The 21,448-nt window shown below is 64.9% G+C and carries 16 protein-coding genes; 8 read left to right on the top strand and 8 right to left on the bottom strand.

Going from position 1 to position 21,448, the window contains the following annotated elements:
• The first annotated feature begins 57 nt into the window (after positions 1–57).
• The 3 genes from LLJ08_RS02030 (at position 58) to selO (ending at position 6,776) form a co-directional block, all read left to right on the top strand.
• Positions 58–1,803: a potassium/proton antiporter gene (locus LLJ08_RS02030; protein WP_179485530.1), complete on the top strand. Its 1,746-nt coding sequence runs from the start codon at positions 58–60 to the stop codon at positions 1,801–1,803.
• A gap of 128 nt (positions 1,804–1,931) precedes the next feature.
• Entirely contained in the window at positions 1,932–5,225 is a 3,294-nt protein-coding gene (gene mscK, locus LLJ08_RS02025; RefSeq protein WP_228208077.1) for a mechanosensitive channel MscK, read from the top strand.
• Between the two features lie 90 nt (positions 5,226–5,315).
• On the top strand, positions 5,316–6,776 hold the full coding sequence (gene selO, locus LLJ08_RS02020) for a protein adenylyltransferase SelO (protein ID WP_228208076.1): 1,461 nt from the start codon (positions 5,316–5,318) through the stop codon (positions 6,774–6,776).
• Positions 6,777–6,885: 109 nt separating this feature from the next.
• On the opposite strand, the gene LLJ08_RS02015 is transcribed toward selO, so the two are convergent.
• The 5 genes from LLJ08_RS02015 to LLJ08_RS01995 form a co-directional block, all read right to left on the bottom strand.
• A complete protein-coding gene (locus LLJ08_RS02015) occupies positions 6,886–8,076 on the bottom strand; it encodes a hybrid sensor histidine kinase/response regulator (protein ID WP_023445222.1) in 1,191 nt (396 codons plus the stop codon).
• Between the two features lie 2 nt (positions 8,077–8,078).
• The gene (locus tag LLJ08_RS02010) at positions 8,079–8,681 is read right to left on the bottom strand and encodes a chemotaxis protein CheB (RefSeq protein ID WP_014818846.1); all 603 of its coding nucleotides are present in this window, start codon (positions 8,679–8,681) and stop codon (positions 8,079–8,081) included.
• On the bottom strand, positions 8,678–9,496 hold the full coding sequence (locus tag LLJ08_RS02005; protein WP_228208075.1) for a CheR family methyltransferase: 819 nt from the start codon (positions 9,494–9,496) through the stop codon (positions 8,678–8,680). Before LLJ08_RS02005 ends, LLJ08_RS02010 begins: the two co-directional genes overlap by 4 nt.
• Position 9,497: 1 nt before the next feature.
• A complete protein-coding gene (locus tag LLJ08_RS02000) occupies positions 9,498–13,019 on the bottom strand; it encodes a response regulator (protein WP_228208074.1) in 3,522 nt (1,173 codons plus the stop codon).
• A gap of 186 nt (positions 13,020–13,205) precedes the next feature.
• A complete protein-coding gene (locus tag LLJ08_RS01995) occupies positions 13,206–13,364 on the bottom strand; it encodes a YqaE/Pmp3 family membrane protein (RefSeq protein WP_003282625.1) in 159 nt (52 codons plus the stop codon).
• Positions 13,365–13,791: 427 nt separating this feature from the next.
• Here LLJ08_RS01995 and LLJ08_RS01990 point away from each other — a divergent pair, with 427 nt between their 5' ends.
• Entirely contained in the window at positions 13,792–14,784 is a 993-nt protein-coding gene (locus LLJ08_RS01990) for an SDR family oxidoreductase (protein ID WP_228208073.1), read from the top strand.
• On the opposite strand, the gene LLJ08_RS01985 is transcribed toward LLJ08_RS01990, so the two are convergent.
• Positions 14,781–14,978 (bottom strand): hypothetical protein, encoded by a 198-nt coding sequence (locus LLJ08_RS01985; protein WP_014818842.1) that lies wholly within the window; start codon positions 14,976–14,978, stop codon positions 14,781–14,783. The two genes, LLJ08_RS01990 and LLJ08_RS01985, sit on opposite strands and share 4 nt — an antisense overlap.
• A gap of 249 nt (positions 14,979–15,227) precedes the next feature.
• Between LLJ08_RS01985 and LLJ08_RS01980 the strand changes: the two genes are divergently transcribed.
• From LLJ08_RS01980 to LLJ08_RS01965, 4 genes are all read left to right on the top strand, one after another.
• Positions 15,228–16,607, top strand: a complete 1,380-nt coding sequence (locus LLJ08_RS01980) for an NfeD family protein (RefSeq protein ID WP_228208072.1) — start codon at positions 15,228–15,230, stop codon at positions 16,605–16,607.
• On the top strand, positions 16,597–17,355 hold the full coding sequence (locus tag LLJ08_RS01975) for a slipin family protein (RefSeq protein WP_023445229.1): 759 nt from the start codon (positions 16,597–16,599) through the stop codon (positions 17,353–17,355). Before LLJ08_RS01980 ends, LLJ08_RS01975 begins: the two co-directional genes overlap by 11 nt.
• Entirely contained in the window at positions 17,356–17,859 is a 504-nt protein-coding gene (locus LLJ08_RS01970) for an LEA/WHy family protein (RefSeq protein ID WP_228208071.1), read from the top strand.
• 302 nt (positions 17,860–18,161) lie between these two features.
• Entirely contained in the window at positions 18,162–19,424 is a 1,263-nt protein-coding gene (locus LLJ08_RS01965; RefSeq protein WP_228208070.1) for an OprD family porin, read from the top strand.
• An 84-nt stretch (positions 19,425–19,508) separates the two neighbouring features.
• Here the strand turns inward: LLJ08_RS01965 and LLJ08_RS01960 are convergent, their stop codons facing one another.
• Together LLJ08_RS01960 and LLJ08_RS01955 are read right to left on the bottom strand one after the other, a co-directional pair.
• Complete coding sequence (locus tag LLJ08_RS01960; protein ID WP_228208069.1) at positions 19,509–20,399, bottom strand: aldose 1-epimerase; 891 nt, start codon at positions 20,397–20,399, stop codon at positions 19,509–19,511.
• Positions 20,400–20,507: 108 nt separating this feature from the next.
• On the bottom strand, positions 20,508–21,434 hold the full coding sequence (locus LLJ08_RS01955) for a 2-hydroxyacid dehydrogenase (protein WP_228208068.1): 927 nt from the start codon (positions 21,432–21,434) through the stop codon (positions 20,508–20,510).
• Positions 21,435–21,448 lie beyond the last annotated feature (14 nt).

Raw genomic sequence — 21,448 nt, 5'->3', positions numbered from 1 at the left:
ATCGCTGGCATATCCCGTGCATGGGCACGCGGCAGCTTTCTCTAGCGGAGACTTCATTTGGACGTCGGCAACATCAACCACCTGTTCTTTATCGGTGCCTTGTTGGTGGCGGCGAGCATCCTGATGAGTTCCCTTTCAGCGCGTCTCGGCGTGCCGATCCTGGTGATTTTCCTCGGCGTCGGCATGCTTGCCGGGGTCGATGGCGTAGGCGGTATCGTCTTCGAGGACTATCAGCTGGCCTTCGTCATCAGCAACCTGGCGCTGGCGGTGATTCTCCTCGACGGAGGCATGCGTACCCGTACCGCAACCTTCCGCGTGGCCCTGAAACCGGCGTTCTCGCTGGCGACCTTGGGCGTGGCGATCACCTCCGGCTTTACCGGGCTGGCCGCTGCCTGGCTATTCGATTTGCCGCTGCTGCAGGGTCTGCTGATCGGCGCGATCGTCGGCTCCACCGATGCCGCCGTGGTGTTCAACCTGCTCAACGGCAAGGGCCTGAACGAGCGGGTTGGCTCGACGCTGGAAATCGAGTCGGGCAGCAACGACCCGATGGCGATGTTCCTTACCGTCGCGCTGATCGACATGCTGCTCGCCGGGCAGACCACCTTCGGCTGGGACTTCCTGCTGACTCTGCTGCAGCAGTTCGGTATAGGCACCGTGCTCGGATTGGCTGGCGGCTGGCTGCTGCTGCAGCTGATCAACCGGCTGTCGGTGGCCGACGGGCTCTACCCGCTGCTGGCAGTGGCCGGTGGCCTGATGATCTTCGCCCTGTCCGGCGCCATCGGCGGCAGCGGCATCCTCGCCATCTACGTCTGCGGTCTGCTGCTGGGCAACCGGCCGATTCGCAACCGCCACGGCATCCTGCACATGTTCGACGGCCTGGCCTGGCTCAGCCAGATCGGCATGTTTCTCGTGCTCGGCCTGCTGCTCACCCCCAGCGAACTGCTGCCCATCGCCCTGCCGGCACTGGCGCTGTCGCTGTGGATGATCCTGTTCGCCCGCCCGCTGGCGGTGTTCGTCAGCCTGTTGCCGTTCCGCAGCTTCCACCTGCGCGAGCGCCTGTTCATCTCTTGGATCGGCCTGCGTGGCGCGGTACCGGTGATCCTCGCGGTATTCCCGCTGATGGCCGGGCTGGAAAACGCCCAGCTGTTCTTCAATGTGGCGTTCTTCATCGTCCTGGTGTCGCTGCTGCTGCAGGGTTCGACGCTGGCCTGGGCGGCGAAGAAGGCCAAGGTCGAGGTACCGCCGTCGCCCATGCCGGTCTCGCGTACCGGCCTGCAGGTGCACACCACCAGCCAGTGGGAAATGTTCGTCTACCGCCTGAGCGCCAGCAAATGGTGCGTCGGCGCCGCCCTGCGCGAACTGAAGATGCCACCCGGCACGCGCATCGCCGCGCTGTTCCGCGGCAAGAACCTGCTGCATCCGTCCGGTAGCACGCGGCTGCAGGTGGACGACATCCTCTGCGTGATCGGGCATGACGAAGACCTGCCGGCGCTAGGCAAACTGTTCAGCCAGGCACCCAAGCGCGGCCAGGACCTGCGTTTCTTCGGCGACTTCATCCTCGAGGCCGACGCCCAGCTCAGCGCCATCACCGCGCTCTACGGCCTCAAGCTCGGCGATGTGGACGGCAATCAGACCATCGGCAACTTCATGGCCGAAGAGGTCGGTGGCCGGCCAGTGGTGGGCGACCAGATCGAATGGAACGGGCTGACCTGGACCGTGGCAGCAATGGAGGCCGGCGAAGTGCGCAAGGTCGGCCTGAAGTTTCCGGAAGGTGACAAGCCAGGCCCACAGCTGATGTTCTAAAGCCACCATGGCCGGCGGATGACGCGGCCTCACCGCTCATCACCCGACCGGTTGCGCGGTACTCGCGCTGGACAGGCGCAGCCCGTAGACTTTCGCACTTTCTGGTCATCCGCTGCGTCACTGCCCCCATGTCCCTTCTGCGCGCCCTGTTGCTCTCGACGTTCTGCCTGTTCGTCGCCCCCCTGCATGCTCAATCACTGGACAGCCTGACGGGCACCCCACCCGCCAGCGAAGGCGAAACGAAATCCGCACAACCCTCGCTGGACGAGCAGACCCGGCGCATGAGCGAGCAGGCCGCGACCAGCGAAACCCGCCTGGCCGAACTGAAAGCGCAGCTGGCGCAGGCGCCGAAGGAAATCACCGAGGCTCAGCGCGAGCTGGCGAAACTCAAGGCCAGCCCGGACGAAGACCCCGCCAAGCGCTATGCCAGCCAGTCGGTGGAGGCACTCGAGCAGCGCCTGAGCGCGCGGGTCGAGGAGCTGTCCGAATGGCAGAAGCAGTTCAGTGCCGCCAACAGCATGATCATCAGCGCGCAGACCCGTCCCGAGCGCGCCCAGGCGCAGATCGGCACGGCGCAGACGCGCATCCAGGAAATCAACAACCTGCTCAAGGGCGGACGCGAATCCGGCAAGCCGCTGAGCGAGGAACGCCGCGCGCTGCTGGAGGCGGAGATCGCCTCGCTCGGCGCGCAGATCGAACTGCGCCGCCAGGAACTGGCCGGCAACAGCCTGCTGCAGGACCTGGGCAAGGCCCGCCGCGACCTGCTGGCCGAGCGCATCGCCCGTGCCGAGCAGGACACCCAGGCCCTGCAAGGGCTGATCAACGAGAAGCGCCGTGCCGAATCGGAGCAGACCGTCGCCGAGTTCTCCGCGCGGGTGCAACAGGCCGGCTCGGACAAGCTGCTCGCCGCCGAAAGCGCCGAGAACCTCAAGCTGTCCGACTACCTGTTGCGGGCCACCGAGCGCCTCAACCGCCTCAACCAGCAGAACCTGCAGACCCGCCAGCAGCTCGATACCCTCAACCAAACCGACCAGGCGCTGGAAGAACAGATCGCCGTACTTGAAGGCAGCCTGCTGCTGTCGCGCATCCTCTACCAGCAGAAACAGGCGCTGCCGAGCCTGCAGCTGGACAAGGACCTCGCCGACGAAATCGCCGATATCCGTCTCTATCAGTTCGAGCTCAACCAGCGCCGTGAAGCCGCGGGCAATGCCGCCGCCTATGTCGACCAGTTGCTGGCCGAGCAGAAAGAGGAGGAAGTGACCCCCGAACTGCGCCGCACCCTGCTCGACCTGGCCACCACCCGCAGCGAGCTGCTCGACCGCCTCAACCGTGAGCTGGACGCGCTGCTCAACGCCTCGATCACCCTGCAGCTCAACCAGAAGCAGCTGCAGGACACCGCCAGCGCGCTTAGCAATACCCTCGACGAGCAGATGTTCTGGATTCCCAGCAACAAGCCGCTTGATTTGGACTGGCTGCAGGGTTCGGTTCGCCGACTCAAGGCGCAGCTCGCGGCGATGCCCTGGCTGTCCGCGGTGCAAGAGTTGGGTGCTGGACTGAAGGAACGCCCGCTGTTCTTTCTGCCGCTGCTGCTGCTGATCGCCGCGCTGCTCTGGTGGCGCAAGAAGATCGACGCCAAACTCAGTTCGCTGAGCGAGGAAATCGGCCATTTCCGCAACGACAGTCAGTTGCACACCCCGCTGGCGCTGCTGCTCAACCTGCTGCTGGCGCTGCCCGGCGCGATGTTCCTGGCCCTTTGCGGCTACCTGCTGCAGATGGACGCGCGCGGGCAGAACTACGTCCTCGGCGCCGCCCTGTACGAAATGGCCCAGGCCTGGCTGGTGTTCTACAGCGCCTACCGCATGCTCTCGCCAGGGCGCGTGGCCGAGCTGCACTTCGGCTGGTCGCGGCCGCAGGTGGCCTTCCTGCGTGACGAGATTCGCCGGCTGGGGCTGATCGTCATGGCCCTGGTTGCCGTGGTCAGCGTCGCCGAACATCAGCCGGCGCGGCTGGCCGACGACGTGCTCGGCATTCTCGTGGTGCTGACCTGCTTCGCCCTGATGAGCTGGCGTCTCAACCGCCTGCTGCTCAAGGGCCCGTCGAGCCAGAACGCCCCGCCGCTGCGCCTGATGATCGGCCTGCTGTTCAGCGTGCTGCCGATCGCGCTGATCGTCGCGGTGGGCTTTGGCTACTACTACACAGCGCTGAAGCTGACCGACCGCCTGATCGACACACTCTACCTGCTGATGATCTGGATCGTCGTCGAAGCGGCGCTGGTCCGCGGCCTCACCGTCGCGGCGCGGCGGCTGGCCTACAAGCGCGCCCTGGCCAAGCGCCAGGCGCAGGGCGACGATGGCAGCGACACGGTGGAAACCCAGGGCGAACCTGGGCTGGACATCGAACAGGTCAACCAGCAGTCACTGCGCCTGACCCGCCTGACCATGTTCGGAGTGTTCCTCGTGGCGCTGTACTGGGTCTGGTCCGACCTGATCTCGGTGGTGTCCTACCTGGACAACATCACCCTGTACGAATACACCACCGGCAGCGGCGATGCCCTGACCACCGCGGCGATCAGCCTGAACAACCTGCTCGGCGCACTGCTGATCATCGCCATCACCGTGGCCCTGGCGCGCAACCTGCCCGGCCTGCTGGAAGTCATGGTGCTGTCTAAGCTCCGTCTGGCGCAGGGCAGCGCCTACGCCACCACCACGCTGCTGTCCTATGCGCTGGCCGGCTTCGGCATCGTCACCACGCTGTCCACCCTCGGCGTCAGCTGGGACAAGCTGCAGTGGCTGGTAGCCGCGCTATCGGTGGGCCTGGGTTTCGGCCTACAGGAGATCTTCGCCAACTTCATCTCCGGCCTGATCATCCTCTTCGAACGCCCGGTACGAATCGGCGACGTGGTGACCATCGGCAACCTGTCGGGCACGGTCAGCCGGATTCGCATCCGCGCCACCACCATCACCGACTTCGACCGCAAGGACATCATCGTCCCGAACAAGACCTTCATCACCGGTCAGCTGATCAACTGGTCGCTGAGCGACACCGTGACCCGTGTGACGGTCAAGGTCGGCGTGGGCTACGGCTCGGACCTGGAGCAGGTGAAGGCGCTGCTCTACAAGGCCGCTCAAGCCAACCCGCGCGTACTCAAGGACCCGGAGCCGCAGGTGTTCTTCCTCAACTTCGGCGAGAGCACGCTGGACCACGAACTACGCATCCACGTGCGTGATCTGGGCGACCGCAACCCGGCCACCGATGAGATCAACCGCTTCATCGACCGTGAATTCACCAAGGCCGGCATCAACATCGCCTTCCGCCAGGTCGATGTGTTCCTGAAGAACTTCGCCGGCCAGCAGTTGCAGCTCAGTGCCACGCCGAAGCCCGCCGACGACGCGCCGAAGCCGGCGACCGACGATCGCGGCTGAGGAACGTCCGGGCACCGCGCACTCTCCAACGTCCAGAACGCCCGGCTGCGGCCGGGCACTCCTCGCCCGCCTGCCGCCGCCGGAGACATCTTGAAAAGCCTGACCCAGCTGACCTTCGACAACCGCTTCGCCCGCCTCGGCGATACCTTCTCCACCGAGGTCTCGCCGCAGCCACTGAATGATCCACGCCTGGTGGTCGTCAGCGAGGCGGCCATGGCGCTGCTGGATCTGGACCCGGCCGAGGCCGAGCAGCCGCTGTTTGCCGAACTGTTCTCCGGGCACAAGATCTGGTCGACCGCCGAACCACGGGCGATGGTCTATTCCGGCCACCAGTTCGGCAGCTACAACCCGCAGCTGGGCGATGGCCGTGGGCTGCTGCTTGGCGAAGTGGTCAACGAGGCCGGCGAGTACTGGGATTTGCACCTCAAGGGCGCCGGCAAGACGCCCTATTCACGCATGGGCGACGGCCGCGCGGTGCTGCGCTCGTCGATTCGCGAGTTCCTCGCCAGCGAACATCTGCATGCGTTGGGCATTCCCAGCTCGCGGGCGCTGTGTGTCACCGGTTCCGATTCGCTGGTCTACCGCGAGCGCCCGGAGCGCGGTGCCATGCTGCTGCGCCTGGCGCCCAGTCATGTGCGCTTCGGCCATTTCGAGTTCTTCTATTACACCCGCCAGCACGCCGAGCTGAAACAGCTGCTCGAACACGTCATCGAGGCGCACTTCAGCGAACTGCTGGAACACCCCGAGCCGTTCCACGCATTCTTCCGCGAGGTGCTCGAACGCACTGCCGCGCTGATCGCCCGCTGGCAGGCCTACGGCTTCTGCCATGGGGTGATGAACACCGACAACATGTCGATCCTCGGCATCACCTTCGATTTCGGCCCCTACGCCTTTCTCGACGACTTCGACGCGCGCTTCATCTGCAACCATTCCGATGACGCCGGACGCTACTCCTTCGAGAACCAGGTGCCCATCGCCCACTGGAACCTGGCGGCGCTGGCCCAGGCACTGACGCCTTTCGTCGAGGTCAAGGTGCTGCGCGAAACCATGGAGCTGTTCCTGCCGCTGTACGAAGCGGAATGGTTGGACCTGATGCGCCGGCGTCTGGGTTTCGCCCAGGCCGAAGCGGATGACGAGGCGCTGGTACGCCGCGTGCTGCAACTGATGCAGGCCAGTGCCGTCGATTACACGAACTTCTTCCGCGAACTCAGCGAGTGTCCGGCCGAACAGGCGGTCCGCCGCCTGCGCGAATACTTCGTCGATCTGCAGGGCTTCGATGCCTGGGCCGCGGACTATTGCGAGCGCACCGCACGCGAGGGCAGCGAGCCGGCCGAGCGACAGGCGCGCATGCAGGCGGTCAACCCGAAGTACATCCTGCGCAACTACCTGGCGCAGCAGGCAATCGAGGCGGCGGAAAAAGGTGATTACGCACCCGTGCGCGAATTGCACGCCGTGCTCAGCCGCCCCTTCGAGGAACAGCCAGGCATGCAGCGCTACGCCGAGCGGCCGCCGGAATGGGGCAAGCACCTGGAGATCAGCTGCTCGTCCTGAGGCGGAAAATCAGTATCGCGCCGGGGCCGGCGCTGATGGATAAGGCAGCATCTCCGCTCGGGCGGAGATGCGCTCTTGCGGCCCTACCGGCCAGCGAGCGTACCGGCAGCTACTCGCCCAGCGGCAGCAGCACGCGGAACAGCGAGCCCTGGCCTTCCTCGCTCTGCACCTGAATGCGCCCATTGTGCGCACGGACGATCTGGTCGGCGATGAACAGGCCCAGTCCCAGGCCGGCGCTACTTTCGCTGCCTTCGGCACGTTCGAACTGGCAGAAGATGCGCTCCAGACTCTGCGGGCTGATGCCGATGCCGTGGTCGCGCACCTCGATGCAGGCGCCGTCTGCACACGACACGACACTGACGTGCACCGGCTTGCCAGCCCCGTAACGCATGGCATTGGTCAGCAGGTTGGCCAGTACCTGTTCGATACGGAAGGCGTCCCAAACGCCGATAATCGGCTCGTTTCGCTCCAGCCGCAGTTCGCAGCCACAGGCTTCCATCTGCGCCGCAAAGCTCTCCACGACGTTGCCCACCAGCTGCGCGAGGTCGGTGCGGCTCGGGCGGATCGACAACTTGCCGGTACGGATGCGCGAGACATCTAGCATGTCGTCGATCAGGCGGATCAGGCTCTGAATCTGCCGCTCGTCCTTGTCCACCATGTTGCGCAGGCGCTCTTCACTGAAGGCCTCGAGATTGTTGCGACTGAGCTGCAGCTTGCGCAGCTGCACCTCGAGAATCAGGGTGTTGAGCGGCGTTTTCAGCTCGTGGGAGACGATCGACATGAAGTCATCGCGCATGCGCACGGCGCCCTCCAGCTCGGCCTGGGTGCTGCGCAGTTCGTCGAGCAGCACTTCCTGCTCACGACGGCTCCGTTCCAGAGCCTCCAGTTGGCGCGCCAGGCGCTTGCGCCCGCGATAAAGATCGACGAACACACTGACCTTGCTGCGCACCGCGTGGGCATCCAACGGCTTCTGCATGAAATCCACCGCGCCGCTCTCGTAACCCTTGAAGGCATAGTTGAGCTCACGGCCGGCGGCGCTGACGAAGACGATGGGGATCTGCTTGGTGCGCTCGGTGCCGCGCATCAGCTCGGCCAACTGGAAGCCGTCCATGCCCGGCATCTGCACGTCGAGGATTGCCAGCGCGAACTCGTGCCGCAGCAACAGCTCCAGTGCCTGCTCGGCCGATTCGGCCTGATGAACCCGTATACCGGGCGCCTGCAACAGCGCGTCCAGAGCCAGCAGGTTCTCCGGCAGGTCATCGACGATCAGTAGATTTACCTCGTCGGTACGGTCGGGCATGGTCACTCCAGTTCTCGCAACAATCGGTGAATGTCGCGTAGGGGCAAGATGTAATCCGGCGCGAAGCGCCGCAGGGCGGCGCGAGGCATGGTTGGTACGGCGGCTTCGACGGGGTCCTGAATCACGGTCAACCCGCCGCCGCGGTGGATCGCCTCGAGGCCGGCGGCGCCATCCTCGTTAGCGCCGGTCAGCAGGAAGCCCGCAACCCGCGGTCCCCAGGCATCGGCCGCCGATTCGAACAGCACATCGATCGACGGACGGGAAAAATGCACCGCATCGTCCTGGCTCAGGGACAGGCTGCGGTCGCTCTCGACCAGCAGGTGGTAGCCGGGAGCGGCAAAGTACAGCATTCCGCAGCGTAACTGGTCCTTGTCGTCAGCTTCCTTGACCAGCAGCCGGGTTCTGCGTCCGAATATCTCGGCCAGATGCGTCGGGCCATTGGCCGGCACGTGCTGGACCACCAGGATCGGCAAGCGGAAACCGCTCGGTAGGCCTTCAAGGACTATCCCCAGTGCCTCGAGTCCACCTGCCGAGGCGCCGATCACCACGGCCTCTATAGGCGGCTGGCGGCGGGTCTGCAGAATCGCCTGCGCGGAGCTGCTCATGACTTGCGGAAGATCCTTTCCGATTTGTTGAACGGCTCGTAGTAACCGGCATAGCCGGAGAACTCGACCGTCTCCTTGCTCCCCAGGCCGAGAAACCCGCGGTGGCAGAGCGATTCGTGGAACAGACCGAAGGCGCGGTCCTGCAGCGGCTTGTTGAAATAGATCAGCACGTTGCGGCAGGAGATCAAATGCGTTTCGGAAAATACGCTATCGGTGGCCAGGCTATGGTCGGCAAACGTAACCGTTTCTTTCAGCGACTTGTCCATGATCGCCGAGTCGTACGCGGCGGTGTAATAGTCGGAAAAGCTCTGCGTGCCACCCGCCTGCTGATAGTTGGCCGTGTACTGGCGCAGGTGGTCGATGGCGAAGATGCCCTGGCGCGCCTGCTCCAGCGAGCGCGGATTGATGTCGGTGGCATAGATGATCGAGCGCTCGAGCAGCCCCTCCTCCTTGAGCAGGATGGCCATCGAGTAGACCTCTTCGCCGGTGCTGCAGCCGGCGATCCAGATCTTCAGCGACGGATAGGTGCGCAGCACCGGCACCACCTGTTCCCGCAGCGCGCGGAAATAGCCGGGATCGCGGAACATCTCGCTGACCGGGATGGTGAGGTACTGCAGCAGGTCCATGAAGGCCTGCGGGTCATAGAGGATCTTGCGCTGCAGGGCCGAGATGCTCTCGCACTGCAACTGCTTCAACGCCAGCAATACCCGGCGCTTGAGCGAAGCGCCGGAGTAGTCACGGAAGTCATAGCTGTACTTGAGGTAGATCGCCTCAATCAGCAGCTTGAGTTCGATCTCGACGTTACGGTCGCCCATTTCACAGCAGCTCCACTTTCGGCAGCCAGACGCGGATCAGCGAGAACAGCCGGTCGAGGTCGATGGGTTTGGCCAGGTAATCATTGGCGCCCGAACGCAGGCAACGGTCCTGATCATCCTTCATCGCCTTGGCGGTCACCGCGATGATCGGCAGTTTGGCGAAGCGGGCATCCTTGCGGATTTCCTGCATGGCGGTGAAGCCATCCATCTCCGGCATCATGATGTCCATCAGCACCAGGTCGATGCCGGCATCGTGCTGCAGCTTGTCGATGGCCTCCAGGCCGTTGCGGGCGATCTCCACCAGCGCGCCCTTCTGCTCCAGCGCGCTGGTCAGGGCGAAGACGTTGCGCACGTCGTCGTCCACCACCAGGATCTTGCGGCCCTCGAAGGCCTTCTCGCGGCTGCGCGCGCTTTTCAGCATCTTCTGCCGCTCCGGCGGCATGTCCGACTCGACCTTGTGCAGGAACAGCGTCACCTCGTCGAGCAGCCGCTCCGGCGAGCGCGCGCCCTTGATGATGATCGAGCGCGAGTACTTGAGCAGCGCCGCCTCCTCGTCGCGGGTCAGGTTGCGCCCGGTGTAGACGATCACCGGCGGGAAGGAGCAGATGTCCTCCTTGGCCATGCGCTCGAGCAGTTCGCTGCCGTCCATGTCCGGCAGCTTGAGGTCGATGATCATGCAGTCGAACACCGTGTCACGCAGCAGTTCGAGCGCCTGGGCACCGAACTCGACGGCGGTGATCTCGATGTCGACGTCCTCGATCAGCCGCGACATGCTCTCGCGCTGCAGCGCGTCGTCCTCGACCAGCAGGATGCGCTTGACCTTCTGCGCCAGCTTGGCCTCCAGCCGGCTGAAGACGTCCTTGAGTTCTTCGCGGGTGGTCGGCTTCATCGCGTAACCCACCGCGCCCATCTGCAGGGCCGCTTCCTTGCGATCCTCCACCGATACCACGTGCACCGGGATATGCCGGGTCGCGGGGTTTTCCTTGAGCCGTTCGAGCACCGTCAGGCCGGAGTGATCCGGCAGGCGCATGTCGAGCAGGATCGCGTCCGGCTTGTATTGCACAGCGGTATCGAAGCCGTCGTCGGCGTTCTGCGACAGTAGACAGCTGTACTGCAGCTCATGCGCGAGATCGTGGAGGATGCGCGCGAACTGCGGTTCATCCTCGATCACCAGCACGCAGCGTTCCTTGAACGGGAACCTGTCGCGGTCATCGGCCAGGCGCTCCTGCGGCACCGCGGCGGCACGATTGAGCAGTGCCTGCTCGTCGTGACGCGCCGGTGCTTTGCTCGGCGCCGGCATCGGTACGCTGCTCGGCTCCGGCTGGCGGCTCGGTTGCGCCAGGTCCGGCTCGGCGACGAGCGCTTCGCTGTAGGTCTGCGGCACGACCAGGGTAAAGGTGCTACCGGCGCCCGGCTGGCTCCGCACCTCGATCTCTCCGCCGAGCAGATTGGCCAGTTCGCGGGAGATCGACAGGCCCAGACCGGTGCCACCGTAACGGCGGTTGGTGGTGCCGTCGGCCTGGCGGAATGCCTCGAAGATCGCCGCCTGCTGCTCCTGGGCGATGCCGATGCCGGTGTCGCGCACGGCGAAGGCCAGCAGGTCGTCGTCGCGCGGTTCGACGCGCAGCGTCACCGAGCCTTTCTCGGTGAACTTGAAGGCATTGGCCAGCAGGTTCTTGATGATCTGCTCCAGGCGCTGGCGATCGCTGAACAGACTGGCCGGCAGGTCATCGGCAAGCTCCACGCTGAACTGCAGGGATTTCTCCATGGCCAGCGGCAGGAACAGATTCTTCATGCCGTCGACCAGGCGGGTGAGGATGGTCAACTCGGGATGCACCTCGAGCTTGCCGGCTTCCACCTTGGAGATGTCGAGGATGTCGTTGATCAGCGTGAGCAGGTCGTTGCCCGCCGAATAGATGGAGCGGGCGAACTGCACCTGATCGTCGCTGAGGTTGCCCTCGGGGTTGTCGGCCAGCAGCTTGGCCAGGATCAGCGAGCTGTTCAGCGGCGTACGCAGCTCATGGGACATATTGGCAAGGAATTCGGACTTGTAGCGGCTGGCGCGCTGCAGCTCGTCGGCGCGCTGTTCGAGCATCAGCTGCACCTCGTTCAGGCGCTGATTCTTCTCGTCCATCTGGTCGCGCTGGCGCGCCAGTTCCTCGGTCTGCTCGGCCAGCTGCTCGTTGGTCTGCTCCAGCTCGGCCTGCTGTTCTTCCATATGCGCCTGGGACTCGCGCAGGGCGTTGGACTGCTCTTCCAGTTCCTCGTTGGCGGCGCGCAGTTCTTCCTGCTGCACCTGCAGCTCCTCGTTGAGCTGCTGGGTTTCGGCGAGCACCTTCTGCAGGCGCTGACGATAGCGCGCCGCCTCGATGGCCGAGCCGATGCTCGGGACGATGCGCCGCAGCAGCTCGCTGTCCTGCTCGCGCAGCGGCCGCAGGAAACCCAACTCGATCACGCCGTTGAGCATGCCGCTGTCTTCCACCGGCACGATAAGCACCGAGCGTGGCGCCGTGTTGCCCAGCCCGGAGGTCACCTTGAGGTAGTCCGCCGGCAGGTCTTCGAGCGTCATCACCCGCCGCTCCAGCGCGGCCTGGCCGACCAAACCGTTGCCGATGTCCAGCGTGCGCGCACTCTGCAGGTATTCGGGGTCGTAGGCATATTCGGCGACGCGTTGCAGCTTGCCTTCCTGCACGACGTAGAGCGCCCCCACCGCCACATCGATATAACGCGAGAGGAAGTTCAGCACGCCCTGGCCGAGTGCAGGCAGGGCCAGTTCGCCGATGATCGACTCACTGAGCTGCGTCTGCCCGGTGCGGTACCAGGCCTGCTGCTCAAGCGCCTCGGAATGGGACTGCTGGCGCTGCAACGACTGCGAGTAGCTTTCCGACAGCGAGGTCAGGTCACGACGACCGAGGTACACCAGCACGCCGCTGAAGACCAGGCTGAACAGCAAGAAGCCGCCGATCAGTGCGGTGGTGACCACCTCAGATACGTCGGTGCGCTCGCTGCGCAGCTGGCGTTCGCGGGCGATGAAATCGTTGAGCAGGCGGCGCTGATCCTCCTTCAGCTCAAGCCCACGCTTGCTCTGCACGTCCTCGACGACGGACTGCCCTTGAGCACGTTGTGCGATCAGATCCTCGGCAAAGACCAGCCATTGACTGTGCAGCATGGCAATGCGCTCGACGCGCTCGAGCTGCTCGGCGTCATCGGCCGAGTAGTCGCGCATCAGCTCAAGCTGCTCTTCGAACAGCGGCCGCTCGCGCTCGTAGGGCTCGAGAAAGCGCGGCTCGCCGGCGATCAGGTAGCCGCGCATCGATGACTCGATGTCGTTAAGCATCTTCTGCGATTCGTGGGCATAGGCCACACCCTGAACCGAACGCTCGACCCATTGGCCCACGCTGAGCAGGTAATAGACGATCGCACTGAAGAAGAAGGCGCTGAGAAAGCCGAAACCCAGTGGCACGGCCACATTGCGGTCGAGAATCCGCCTGAAATTGCTCTGATCGATGAAGGACTCGCTCATTGGTTTCCTTTCCGTATACCCGACGCGGGCAGCTGTGCGTAGGCGTCACCCACGGGCGATCACGCACGGTTAGCGGCGTTTTCTTGAGTGTTTCGCGCGTGATTGGTTCCGTAGCGCAGGAAGCGCGACTCTACACGGCCAGGGGAGGGAGTTCAAAAGCAGCCCGGTCGACCGGGCTGCTGACAATCAACGACGAGCGATGATCCAGACCGCGTGGATGATGCCGGGGATATAGCCGAGCAAGGTGAGCAGGATGTTGAGCCAGAACGCGCCGGCGAAGCCTACCTGGAGGAACACGCCAAGCGGTGGCAGCAGTATCGCGATAATGATGCGGATGAGGTCCATCATGGTCTCCGTCAGGTAAGTGTGGCCATATGCGGCTTACCTGAATCGACCGGAACAGCGCAGAGGGGTTCCTTCCACGCCGCCGGCGGAGCGCCGCTGCCGAAGGGCAGCGGGCTGAAGTCCGAGGGCGACCGGATAAGCCGCCGAGGGCATCGGTTAGATGCACGGAGGGGGAAGACGCAGCCCGTCTTTCACGTGGGCATCGTTGCGTCATGCCGCTTCGCCTTTTGAGCCAAGGGGCGGCGCCGAGCGTATCGCTTAGCCTGCTAACAATCCCAGACGAAAGGCGTAGACGCCATTGGCCATTGGTCGATAGCCGCGTATTTCGCTCGGGCTCATCCGAACTCCCCCCTGCCCGCACGGGTCGTCTAAGCAGACCGCGGGCCGCCGAGCGCGACCGCCAACTGCAACGATCAGAGGACTTCTCATGCCAGAACCAATCGCGGTGATCTGCGGCGCAACTGCTGGCGTCGGCCGCGCGACCGCCGAGGCCTTTGCCACGGCCGGCTACCGGGTGGCGCTGATCGCCCGGGGGGAACAGGGCCTGCGCGACACCCGCGATCAACTCGAAGCACTGGGCGCGACGGTGCTGGCGATTTCCGCCGATGTCGCCGATGCCAAGGCGCTGGATGCCGCGGCCAGCCGCATCGAGGCGGAACTGGGGCCGATCGATGTCTGGGTGAACGCAGCGATGGCGACAGTGTTCGGCCCCTTCGCGTCCCTGACCGCCGAGGAAATCCGCCGCGTCACCGAGGTGACCTACCTCGGTAGCGTGCACGGCACGCTGGCTGCGCTGCGCCACATGCGCCCACGCAACAGCGGCACCATCGTCCAGGTCGGCTCGGCACTGGCCTACCGCGCCATCCCCTTGCAGTCGGCCTATTGCGGCGCCAAGTTCGCCATTCGCGGCTTTATCGATTCGCTGCGTTGCGAGCTGATCCACGACAACAGCGCCATTCGCCTGAGCATGGTTCAGCTGCCGGCGCACAACACCCCGCAGTTCGATTGGGCACGCAACAAGATCGGCTGGCGCGCTCAGCCGGTGCCGCCGATCCACACACCAGAAGTCGCGGCGCGGGCCATCCTCCGTGCGGCGCGTGACGCACCCCGGGAGCTGTGGGTCGGCACGGCCAGCCTGAAGGCGATCATCGGCACACTGTTCATGCCCGGCCTGCTCGATCGCATGCTCGCGCGGCAGGCCTGGGACGGACAACTGGTGCCCGAACGCGTGCCGGAAAACCGCCCGGACAACCTGTTCGAGCCAGTCGAAGGCCTGCATTCGGCCGACGGCCGCTTCGGCGATCAGGCGCAGTCACATGCGCTGACCATCAGCGCGGCGAATGTAGGCAAGCTGGCCCTGGGCGCCGGCGCCCTGCTGGCACTGGGTGCGGGTTGGGCATTGGGCCGAGGCCGACGCTAGCGCTCAGGCGGCCGCGGCGAACGCTTGCGACGGATGTTGAGCCAGGACAGCACGGCCAGCGCCAGCATCGCACCGGTCATGTTGTAGTTGCCGATGGCGGCATAGCCGACAGCCGCCAGCGAGCAGGCGGCGAAGCCGATCCAGCGCACGGCGCCCATCATCTTCTCCACGGTTTTGCTGCGCGGTGCGGGCATCAGCGCAGCCCATCCTGGCGGCTTCTCGATACGGGCGCGGGGCGCTTGTCGGGGCAAGGAATCATCGGCATATCTCCTCGTTCTGCAGGCGACGGACAATCATCCCTCTGCACCTGTGAGGTGTTAACACCGAGCAGAGTTCAGCGATTGCGCCGCACCGCGACACACTCGCGCAGCAATCGGCGCGCGAGCAGCCGTCGTCTACGCTGAAATGACCGGCAGTATCCTGCACTGCCCGAGGAGAGCGCCATGCTCCGCTCCATGCGACTGCTACGCTGGTCGCTGGCCTTGCTGCTGTTGCTGGCTGGCACCGCACTGGCTGCGGCGCCGGTCACGCTGCTGCGGGTCGACGGCGCCATCGGCCCGGCCAGCGCCGACTACCTGCTACGCGGCCTCGAACATGCCCGTGACGAGGGGGCACAGCTGGTAGTGCTGGAATTGGACACCCCCGGCGGGCTGGATACGTCGATGCGCGCGATCATCAAGGCGATCCTCGCCAGCCCGATCCCAGTCGCCACCTACGTCACCCCCAGTGGCGCCCGGGCGGCCAGCGCCGGCACCTACATGCTCTACGCCAGCCATGTCGCGGCGATGGCGCCGGGCACCAACCTTGGCGCGGCGACGCCGGTGCAGATCGGTGGCATGCCCGGTGCGCCGCCCGAGCAGCCGCAAGGCGAGCAGGACGAGCCATCCAAGCCACCCGGCGACGCCATGAGCCGCAAACAGGTCAATGACGCCGCGGCCTACATTCGCGGCCTCGCCCAGTTGCGCGGACGCAATGCCGAGTGGGCCGAGCAGGCCGTGCGCGAGGCGGTCAGCCTGTCGGCGAGCGAAGCGCTGGAACAGAAGGTGATCGACTACCTGGCGCGCGATGTTGCCGACCTGCTGCGCCAGCTCGACGGCAAAACCCTCGCCACCGTCGAGGGTGACGCCACGCTGAGCACCGCCGACGCCCCGCTCATCGAGCACGCACCCGACTGGCGGGTGCGCCTGCTGGCGGTGATCACCAACCCCAGCGTGGCGCTGATACTGATGATGATCGGCATCTACGGGCTGATCCTCGAATTCTCCAACCCCGGCATCGGCGCTGGCGGCGTGCTCGGCGGTATCTGCCTGATTCTTGCGCTGTATTCGCTGCAGCTGTTACCAGTGAACTACGCCGGCGTGGCGCTGATCCTGCTCGGCATCGCCTTCATGGTCGCCGAAGCGTTTCTGCCGAGCTTCGGCGTACTCGGCATCGGCGGCGTCGCCGCGTTCGTCGCTGGCGCGGTGATCCTGATCGATACCGAAGTGCCCGGTTTCGGCATTCCGCTGAGTTTGATCGTGCCGTTGGGCATGGCCAGCGCGCTGTTGGTGTTCGGCATCGTCGCCATGGCGCTGAAGGCGCGGCGGCAGCGCCTGGTCAGCGGCGACAGCGTACTGATCGGCAGCGTGGTACTGGTCGACGCAGTGCCGCCACAGAACCCGCACAGCGGCTGGGTGCATCTGCACGGCGAGAACTGGCAGGTGCACAGCGCCTCACCGCTGCAGGCCGGCCAGCAGGTACGGGTAATCGCCCGGCACGGGCTGCAACTCGAGGTCGCCGCACAGCCATCCACCCATCGAGAGGAGCTGAACCATGGGCTATGAAATGAGTTTTCTGGTGTTGCTGGTGCTGCTGTTCGGCCTGCTGGCTTCGACCTTTCGCATCCTGCGCGAATACGAGCGCGGCGTGGTGTTCATGCTCGGACGTTTCTGGAAGGTCAAGGGGCCGGGCTTGATCCTGGTGATTCCCGGCATCCAGCAGATGGTACGGGTCGATCTGCGCACGCTGGTGCTCGACGTGCCGACCCAGGACGTGATCTCCCGCGACAACGTCTCGGTGAAGGTCAACGCGGTGGTGTATTACCGCGTGCTGGACGCGCAGAAGGCGATCATCCAGGTCGAGGACTACCACTCGGCGACCAGCCAGCTGGCGCAAACCACCCTGCGTGCGGTGCTCGGCAAGCACGAACTGGACGACATGCTGGCCGAGCGCGAGCGGCTCAACAGCGACATCCAGCAGGTGCTCGATGCGCAGACCGATGCCTGGGGGATCAAGGTGGCCAACGTCGAGATCAAGCACGTCGACCTCGATGAATCAATGATCCGCGCCATCGCCCGGCAGGCCGAGGCGGAACGCGAGCGGCGGGCGAAGGTCATTCATGCGGAGGGCGAACTGCAGGCGTCGGAGAAACTCATGCAGGCCGCCGAAATGCTTGGCCGGCAATCGGGCGCCATGCAGCTGCGCTACATGCAGACACTGAGCAACATCGCCGGTGACAAGAGCTCTACCATCGTCTTCCCGCTGCCCATCGAGCTGCTGCAGGGGATCAAGAACCTCGACAGGAAACCCTGAGTGCACATATTCCCCACGTTTCACCGACCACTGCGGCTGCTGTTGATCGCCCTGCTTGCCTCGGCGCTGGGCGCCTGCACGGCATTTTCACCGCGCGACCGGCTCAACGTTCAGGTCGCCGGCATCCAGCCGCTGCAAGGCGAAGGGCTGGAGGTGCGCTTCATGGTCAAGCTGCGCCTGCAGAACCCCAACGATGGCGCCATCGACTACAACGGCGTCGCGCTGGACCTGGAGGTTAACGGTCGCCGGCTGGCCAGTGGCGTCAGCGACCAGCGCGGCACGGTGCCGCGTTTCGGCGAGAGCGTGCTCAGCGTGCCGGTGACCATTTCCGCCTTCTCGGCCGCGCGCCAGGCACTGGGACTGGCGGAACACATCGGGCTCGACGAAGTGCCCTACGTGTTGCGTGGCAAGCTTGCCGGCGGCCTGTTCGGCACCCAGCGCTTCGTCGAGAAGGGCACATTCGACTTGTCGCCGGTAACAGGTTCTCCCTACCAGCGCCCCTGAGTCATACGATCACCACCAAAAACCACAAGGATCCCCTAGGCGCTGTACGAGCGGCGCCTGTGCTTCCTCGACGCGCTAAAAATCTCCTCCTATCGCCTCTAATTCTGCTTATAGCCTGAAATAGCGGCGTGTGCATGCGGGACCCCTTCGACTTTCAGCGACATTGACAACGACGTGCTCATCGTCATAATCCCTGCAGTCATATGACAACTGACGTCATTAGACTTGCCGATCAGGCATAGACCACCGCCCCCACGGTGGCCACACCGGGGCGGCCCATCAAGCAAGGGAGCACAACAATAATGACCCCACGCACACCCTCGCCCGTCGCACTGTTCGCGGGCGGCTGCATGACCCTCGCATCGCTCGGCTTCACTGCCGGCGCCCAAGCCGAAGGCTTCGTCGAAGATGCGAACTTTTCGTTGAACCTGCGCAACTTCTACATCAACCGCAATTTCGTCGACTCCGACTACCCACAGAGCAAGGGCGAAGAATGGACGCAGAGCTTCATCCTCAATTTCCAATCCGGCTACACGCCCGGCCCGGTGGGCTTCGGCGTCGACGCGCTGGGCCTGCTGGCGGTCAAGCTGGATGGCGGTGGCGGTACCTATGGCACTGGCCTGCTGCCGGTGCATGGCGCACCCGGCGATCGGCATCCGCCGGATGACTTCGCGCGCCTGGCAGTCGCGGCGAAGGCCAAGTTCTCCGAAACCGAGGTGCGCGTCGGTGAATGGATGGTGGTACTGCCGATCCTGCGTTCGGACGACGGTCGCTCGCTGCCGCAGACCTTCCAGGGCGGCATGATCACCTCCAAGGAAATCAAGGGTCTGTCGCTCTACGGCGGGCAGATGCGGCAGAACAGCCCGCGCGACGACGGCAGCATGGACGACATGTTCTACGGCGGCGCGAGTTCCGACCGCTTCAACTTCGTCGGTGGCGAATACGAGTTGGGCGCGAAGACCAAGGTCGGCGCCTGGCATGCGCGCCTGGAAGATATCTACCAGCAGAACTACTTCCAGCTGCTGCACACCCAGCCGCTCGGCGAAGGCGTGGCGCTGACCGCCAACCTCGGCTACTTCACCGGCAAGGAAGAAGGCAGTGCGCTGGCCGGCGATCTGGACAACAAGACCTACTCCGGCCTGTTCGGCCTGCAGGTCGGTGGCAACACCTTCTATGTCGGTCTGCAGAAGGTCAGCGGCGACAACGGTTGGATGCGCGTCAACGGCACCAGCGGTGGCACCCTCGCCAACGACTCGTTCAACTCCGCGTACGACAACGCCAACGAGCGTTCCTGGCAGCTGCGCCATGACTACAACTTCGCCGGCATGGGCGTTCCGGGCCTGACCATCATGAACCGCTACATCAGCGGCGATCAGATCGAAGCCGGTGGCGTGGACGATGGCAAGGAATGGGGTCGCGAGTCCGAGCTGGCCTACACGGTGCAGAGCGGTCCGCTCAAGAGCCTCAACATCAAGTGGCGCAACTCCAGCATCCGTCGCGACTACAGCGCGACCGAATTCGACGAAAACCGCCTGATCTTCAACTACCCGTTGTCTTTGCTGTAAGCGGTAGCGCAGTACGCAACCCTCCTCGCTCCGGTTGCGATAAATCTTTGGCCCGTCGAATGACGGGCCTTTTTTCGTCCGCCTTCAGCAACGCGTGACACGCAGGCAGCAGCGGCGCTCCAGTCGCTCGCCCGGCTGCAGATACAAAACGCCATGCCTGGCCGGGTCCGGCGCATTCAGCGCGTTGTTGCGATGGGACACCGGCTCCACGGCGAAGAAGCCCTGCGCGGCCGGCGGCGTATAGACCACCAGATGCGTCATCGACGGGTCCGCCTCGAGCTCGAGCCGGACGCCTGCCGTCGGCCACTGCAAGGTTGCCGTGGCATCCCAACCGGTGAAGCAGTGATCCAGCTCGGGCTCACCCAGCTCCCGCATCTGACGGAAGTCCCAGCGTGACGGTACATCCACCGCCTCGCTAGGCAACTGCTGATCGTCACTCAGCCAGACCTGCTCGGCAGCGAAACGCAGCGTCACGCCTGCATGGCGCGGGAAGTAAGGGTGCCAGCCGAGCCCGGCCGGCATCACCCGCTCGCTGCGGTTGATCAGCGCCAGCCGCAGCCAGGCGCCCTGCTCGTCGAGCCCGAGCTCATGCTCCAGCTCGAAGGAGAACGGCCAGTCCTGCCGGCCATCGCCTTCGGCCCGATGCAGCAGTGTCAGCAGCAGTCGGTCGGCCTCCTGCGCAGCCAGTGTCCACGGGCGCTTCCAGCCCACGCCGTGAATCGGCAAGGCATGTTCCGCGGAATTCAGCCGCAAGCGGTGCGACTCGCCGTCCGCCTGGAACATGCCGCCGCCAACCCGGTTGGAGTACGGCGCCAGCACGAAACAACTGGTACGACGCACCTGCTCGCTGCCATCCCAGGGACGTAGCAGGTCGAAATCATCCAGGGCGAAGCGGGTAATTGCGCCGCCCAGCGCCGGGCAGACCGAGAGCCGGAAACCGGCGTGGGCGAGGTGCACTTCATCGAGGGAAGCCATGCGCGCTCCTGATGGTGGTCGCTCGGCGATGGAGCGACGTTGCTTGCGAATGCGGCTGCGATCTCTCGCGTAGACCAACTGCCGCCACCCAGCGGCGCAGTGCCGTAGTCAGACCGGCGTCAGCAGCCGTCCCTCGCGAAGAAAGCTGTCGAGGTTGTCCAGCAGCAGATCCTCCATGGCGCCGCGGGTTTCATGGGTGGCACTGCCGATGTGCGGCAACAGCACGACATTGGGCAGCTCGCAGAGGGCCACCGGCACCCTCGGTTCGTCGGCGAAGACGTCCAGTCCGGCACCGCCGAGCCGGCCCTCCTGCAGTGCCGCGACCAGTGCCGGCTCGTCCACCACCGAACCGCGCGCGACGTTGATCAGGATGCCTTTGCCACCCAGCGCGTCGAGCACTGCGCGGTCGATGAGGTTCTGCGTCTGCGGCCCGCCGGGACAGCTGAGCACGAGAAAGTCCGCCCAGCGCGCGAGTTCCAGCAGGTTCGCTTCGTACTGGTACGGGCTGCCGGCCACTGGCCGACGATTGTGATAACGCACCGCCATGTCGAAGCCCGCCGAGCGCTTGGCCACCGCCTCGCCGATGCGGCCCAGCCCGACGATGCCCAGGCGCTTGCCGCTGACCCGACGGCCGAGTGGGAGGTTAGCCTCGGCCCAGCGCCCCTCGCGGACGAAGCGGTCGCCCAGGGCAAGCTGTCGCGCGCTGTCGATGATCAGGCCGAAGGCCAGATCTGCCACGCATTCGTTGAGCACATCCGGCGTGTTGCTCACCGGAATTCCCCGCGCCCTGGCGGCTTCTACGGCGATGGCGTCATGGCCGACGCCAAAACTGCAGATCGCCTTCAACCGGGGCAGCCGTTCGATCAACGAGGCCGGGCAGCCGAAGCGCGCAGAGGTAAGCATGATCTCGATGCGCCCGGCATGCTCGGCGAGCAGCGTTTCGGCGTCGCTCTGCCAGTAGGCCAGCACCTCATGCCCGCTCAGGCGTTGCTGGACTCGCTCGGACAAGGGGCCCATCTGGAGAATGCAGCTCATCGATTTTCCTCTGC

This window comes from Stutzerimonas chloritidismutans (genome assembly GCF_020783375.1).
Taxonomy (GTDB): domain Bacteria; phylum Pseudomonadota; class Gammaproteobacteria; order Pseudomonadales; family Pseudomonadaceae; genus Stutzerimonas; species Stutzerimonas kunmingensis.
Note: the sequence above shows the minus strand (reverse complement) of the source record. Positions and strands in the feature narration are given on the sequence as shown.

Excerpts from the sequence above, each read along its gene's own strand:
- LLJ08_RS01985 (WP_014818842.1), bottom strand. The coding sequence starts at position 14,978 with ATGCCCGCACCGCGCAGCAAAACCGTGGAGAAGATGATGGGCGCCGTG.
- LLJ08_RS01995 (WP_003282625.1), bottom strand. The coding sequence starts at position 13,364 with ATGGACCTCATCCGCATCATTATCGCGATACTGCTGCCACCGCTTGGC.
- LLJ08_RS02015 (WP_023445222.1), bottom strand. The coding sequence starts at position 8,076 with ATGCCCGACCGTACCGACGAGGTAAATCTACTGATCGTCGATGACCTG.
- LLJ08_RS01980 (WP_228208072.1), top strand. The coding sequence starts at position 15,228 with ATGCTCCGCTCCATGCGACTGCTACGCTGGTCGCTGGCCTTGCTGCTG.
- LLJ08_RS01960 (WP_228208069.1), bottom strand. The coding sequence starts at position 20,399 with ATGGCTTCCCTCGATGAAGTGCACCTCGCCCACGCCGGTTTCCGGCTC.
- LLJ08_RS01990 (WP_228208073.1), top strand. The coding sequence starts at position 13,792 with ATGCCAGAACCAATCGCGGTGATCTGCGGCGCAACTGCTGGCGTCGGC.
- LLJ08_RS01975 (WP_023445229.1), top strand. The coding sequence starts at position 16,597 with ATGGGCTATGAAATGAGTTTTCTGGTGTTGCTGGTGCTGCTGTTCGGC.
- LLJ08_RS01965 (WP_228208070.1), top strand. The coding sequence starts at position 18,162 with ATGACCCCACGCACACCCTCGCCCGTCGCACTGTTCGCGGGCGGCTGC.
- LLJ08_RS01955 (WP_228208068.1), bottom strand. The coding sequence starts at position 21,434 with ATGAGCTGCATTCTCCAGATGGGCCCCTTGTCCGAGCGAGTCCAGCAA.
- mscK (WP_228208077.1), top strand. The coding sequence starts at position 1,932 with ATGTCCCTTCTGCGCGCCCTGTTGCTCTCGACGTTCTGCCTGTTCGTC.
- LLJ08_RS02005 (WP_228208075.1), bottom strand. The coding sequence starts at position 9,496 with ATGGGCGACCGTAACGTCGAGATCGAACTCAAGCTGCTGATTGAGGCG.
- LLJ08_RS02010 (WP_014818846.1), bottom strand. The coding sequence starts at position 8,681 with ATGAGCAGCTCCGCGCAGGCGATTCTGCAGACCCGCCGCCAGCCGCCT.
- LLJ08_RS02000 (WP_228208074.1), bottom strand. The coding sequence starts at position 13,019 with ATGAGCGAGTCCTTCATCGATCAGAGCAATTTCAGGCGGATTCTCGAC.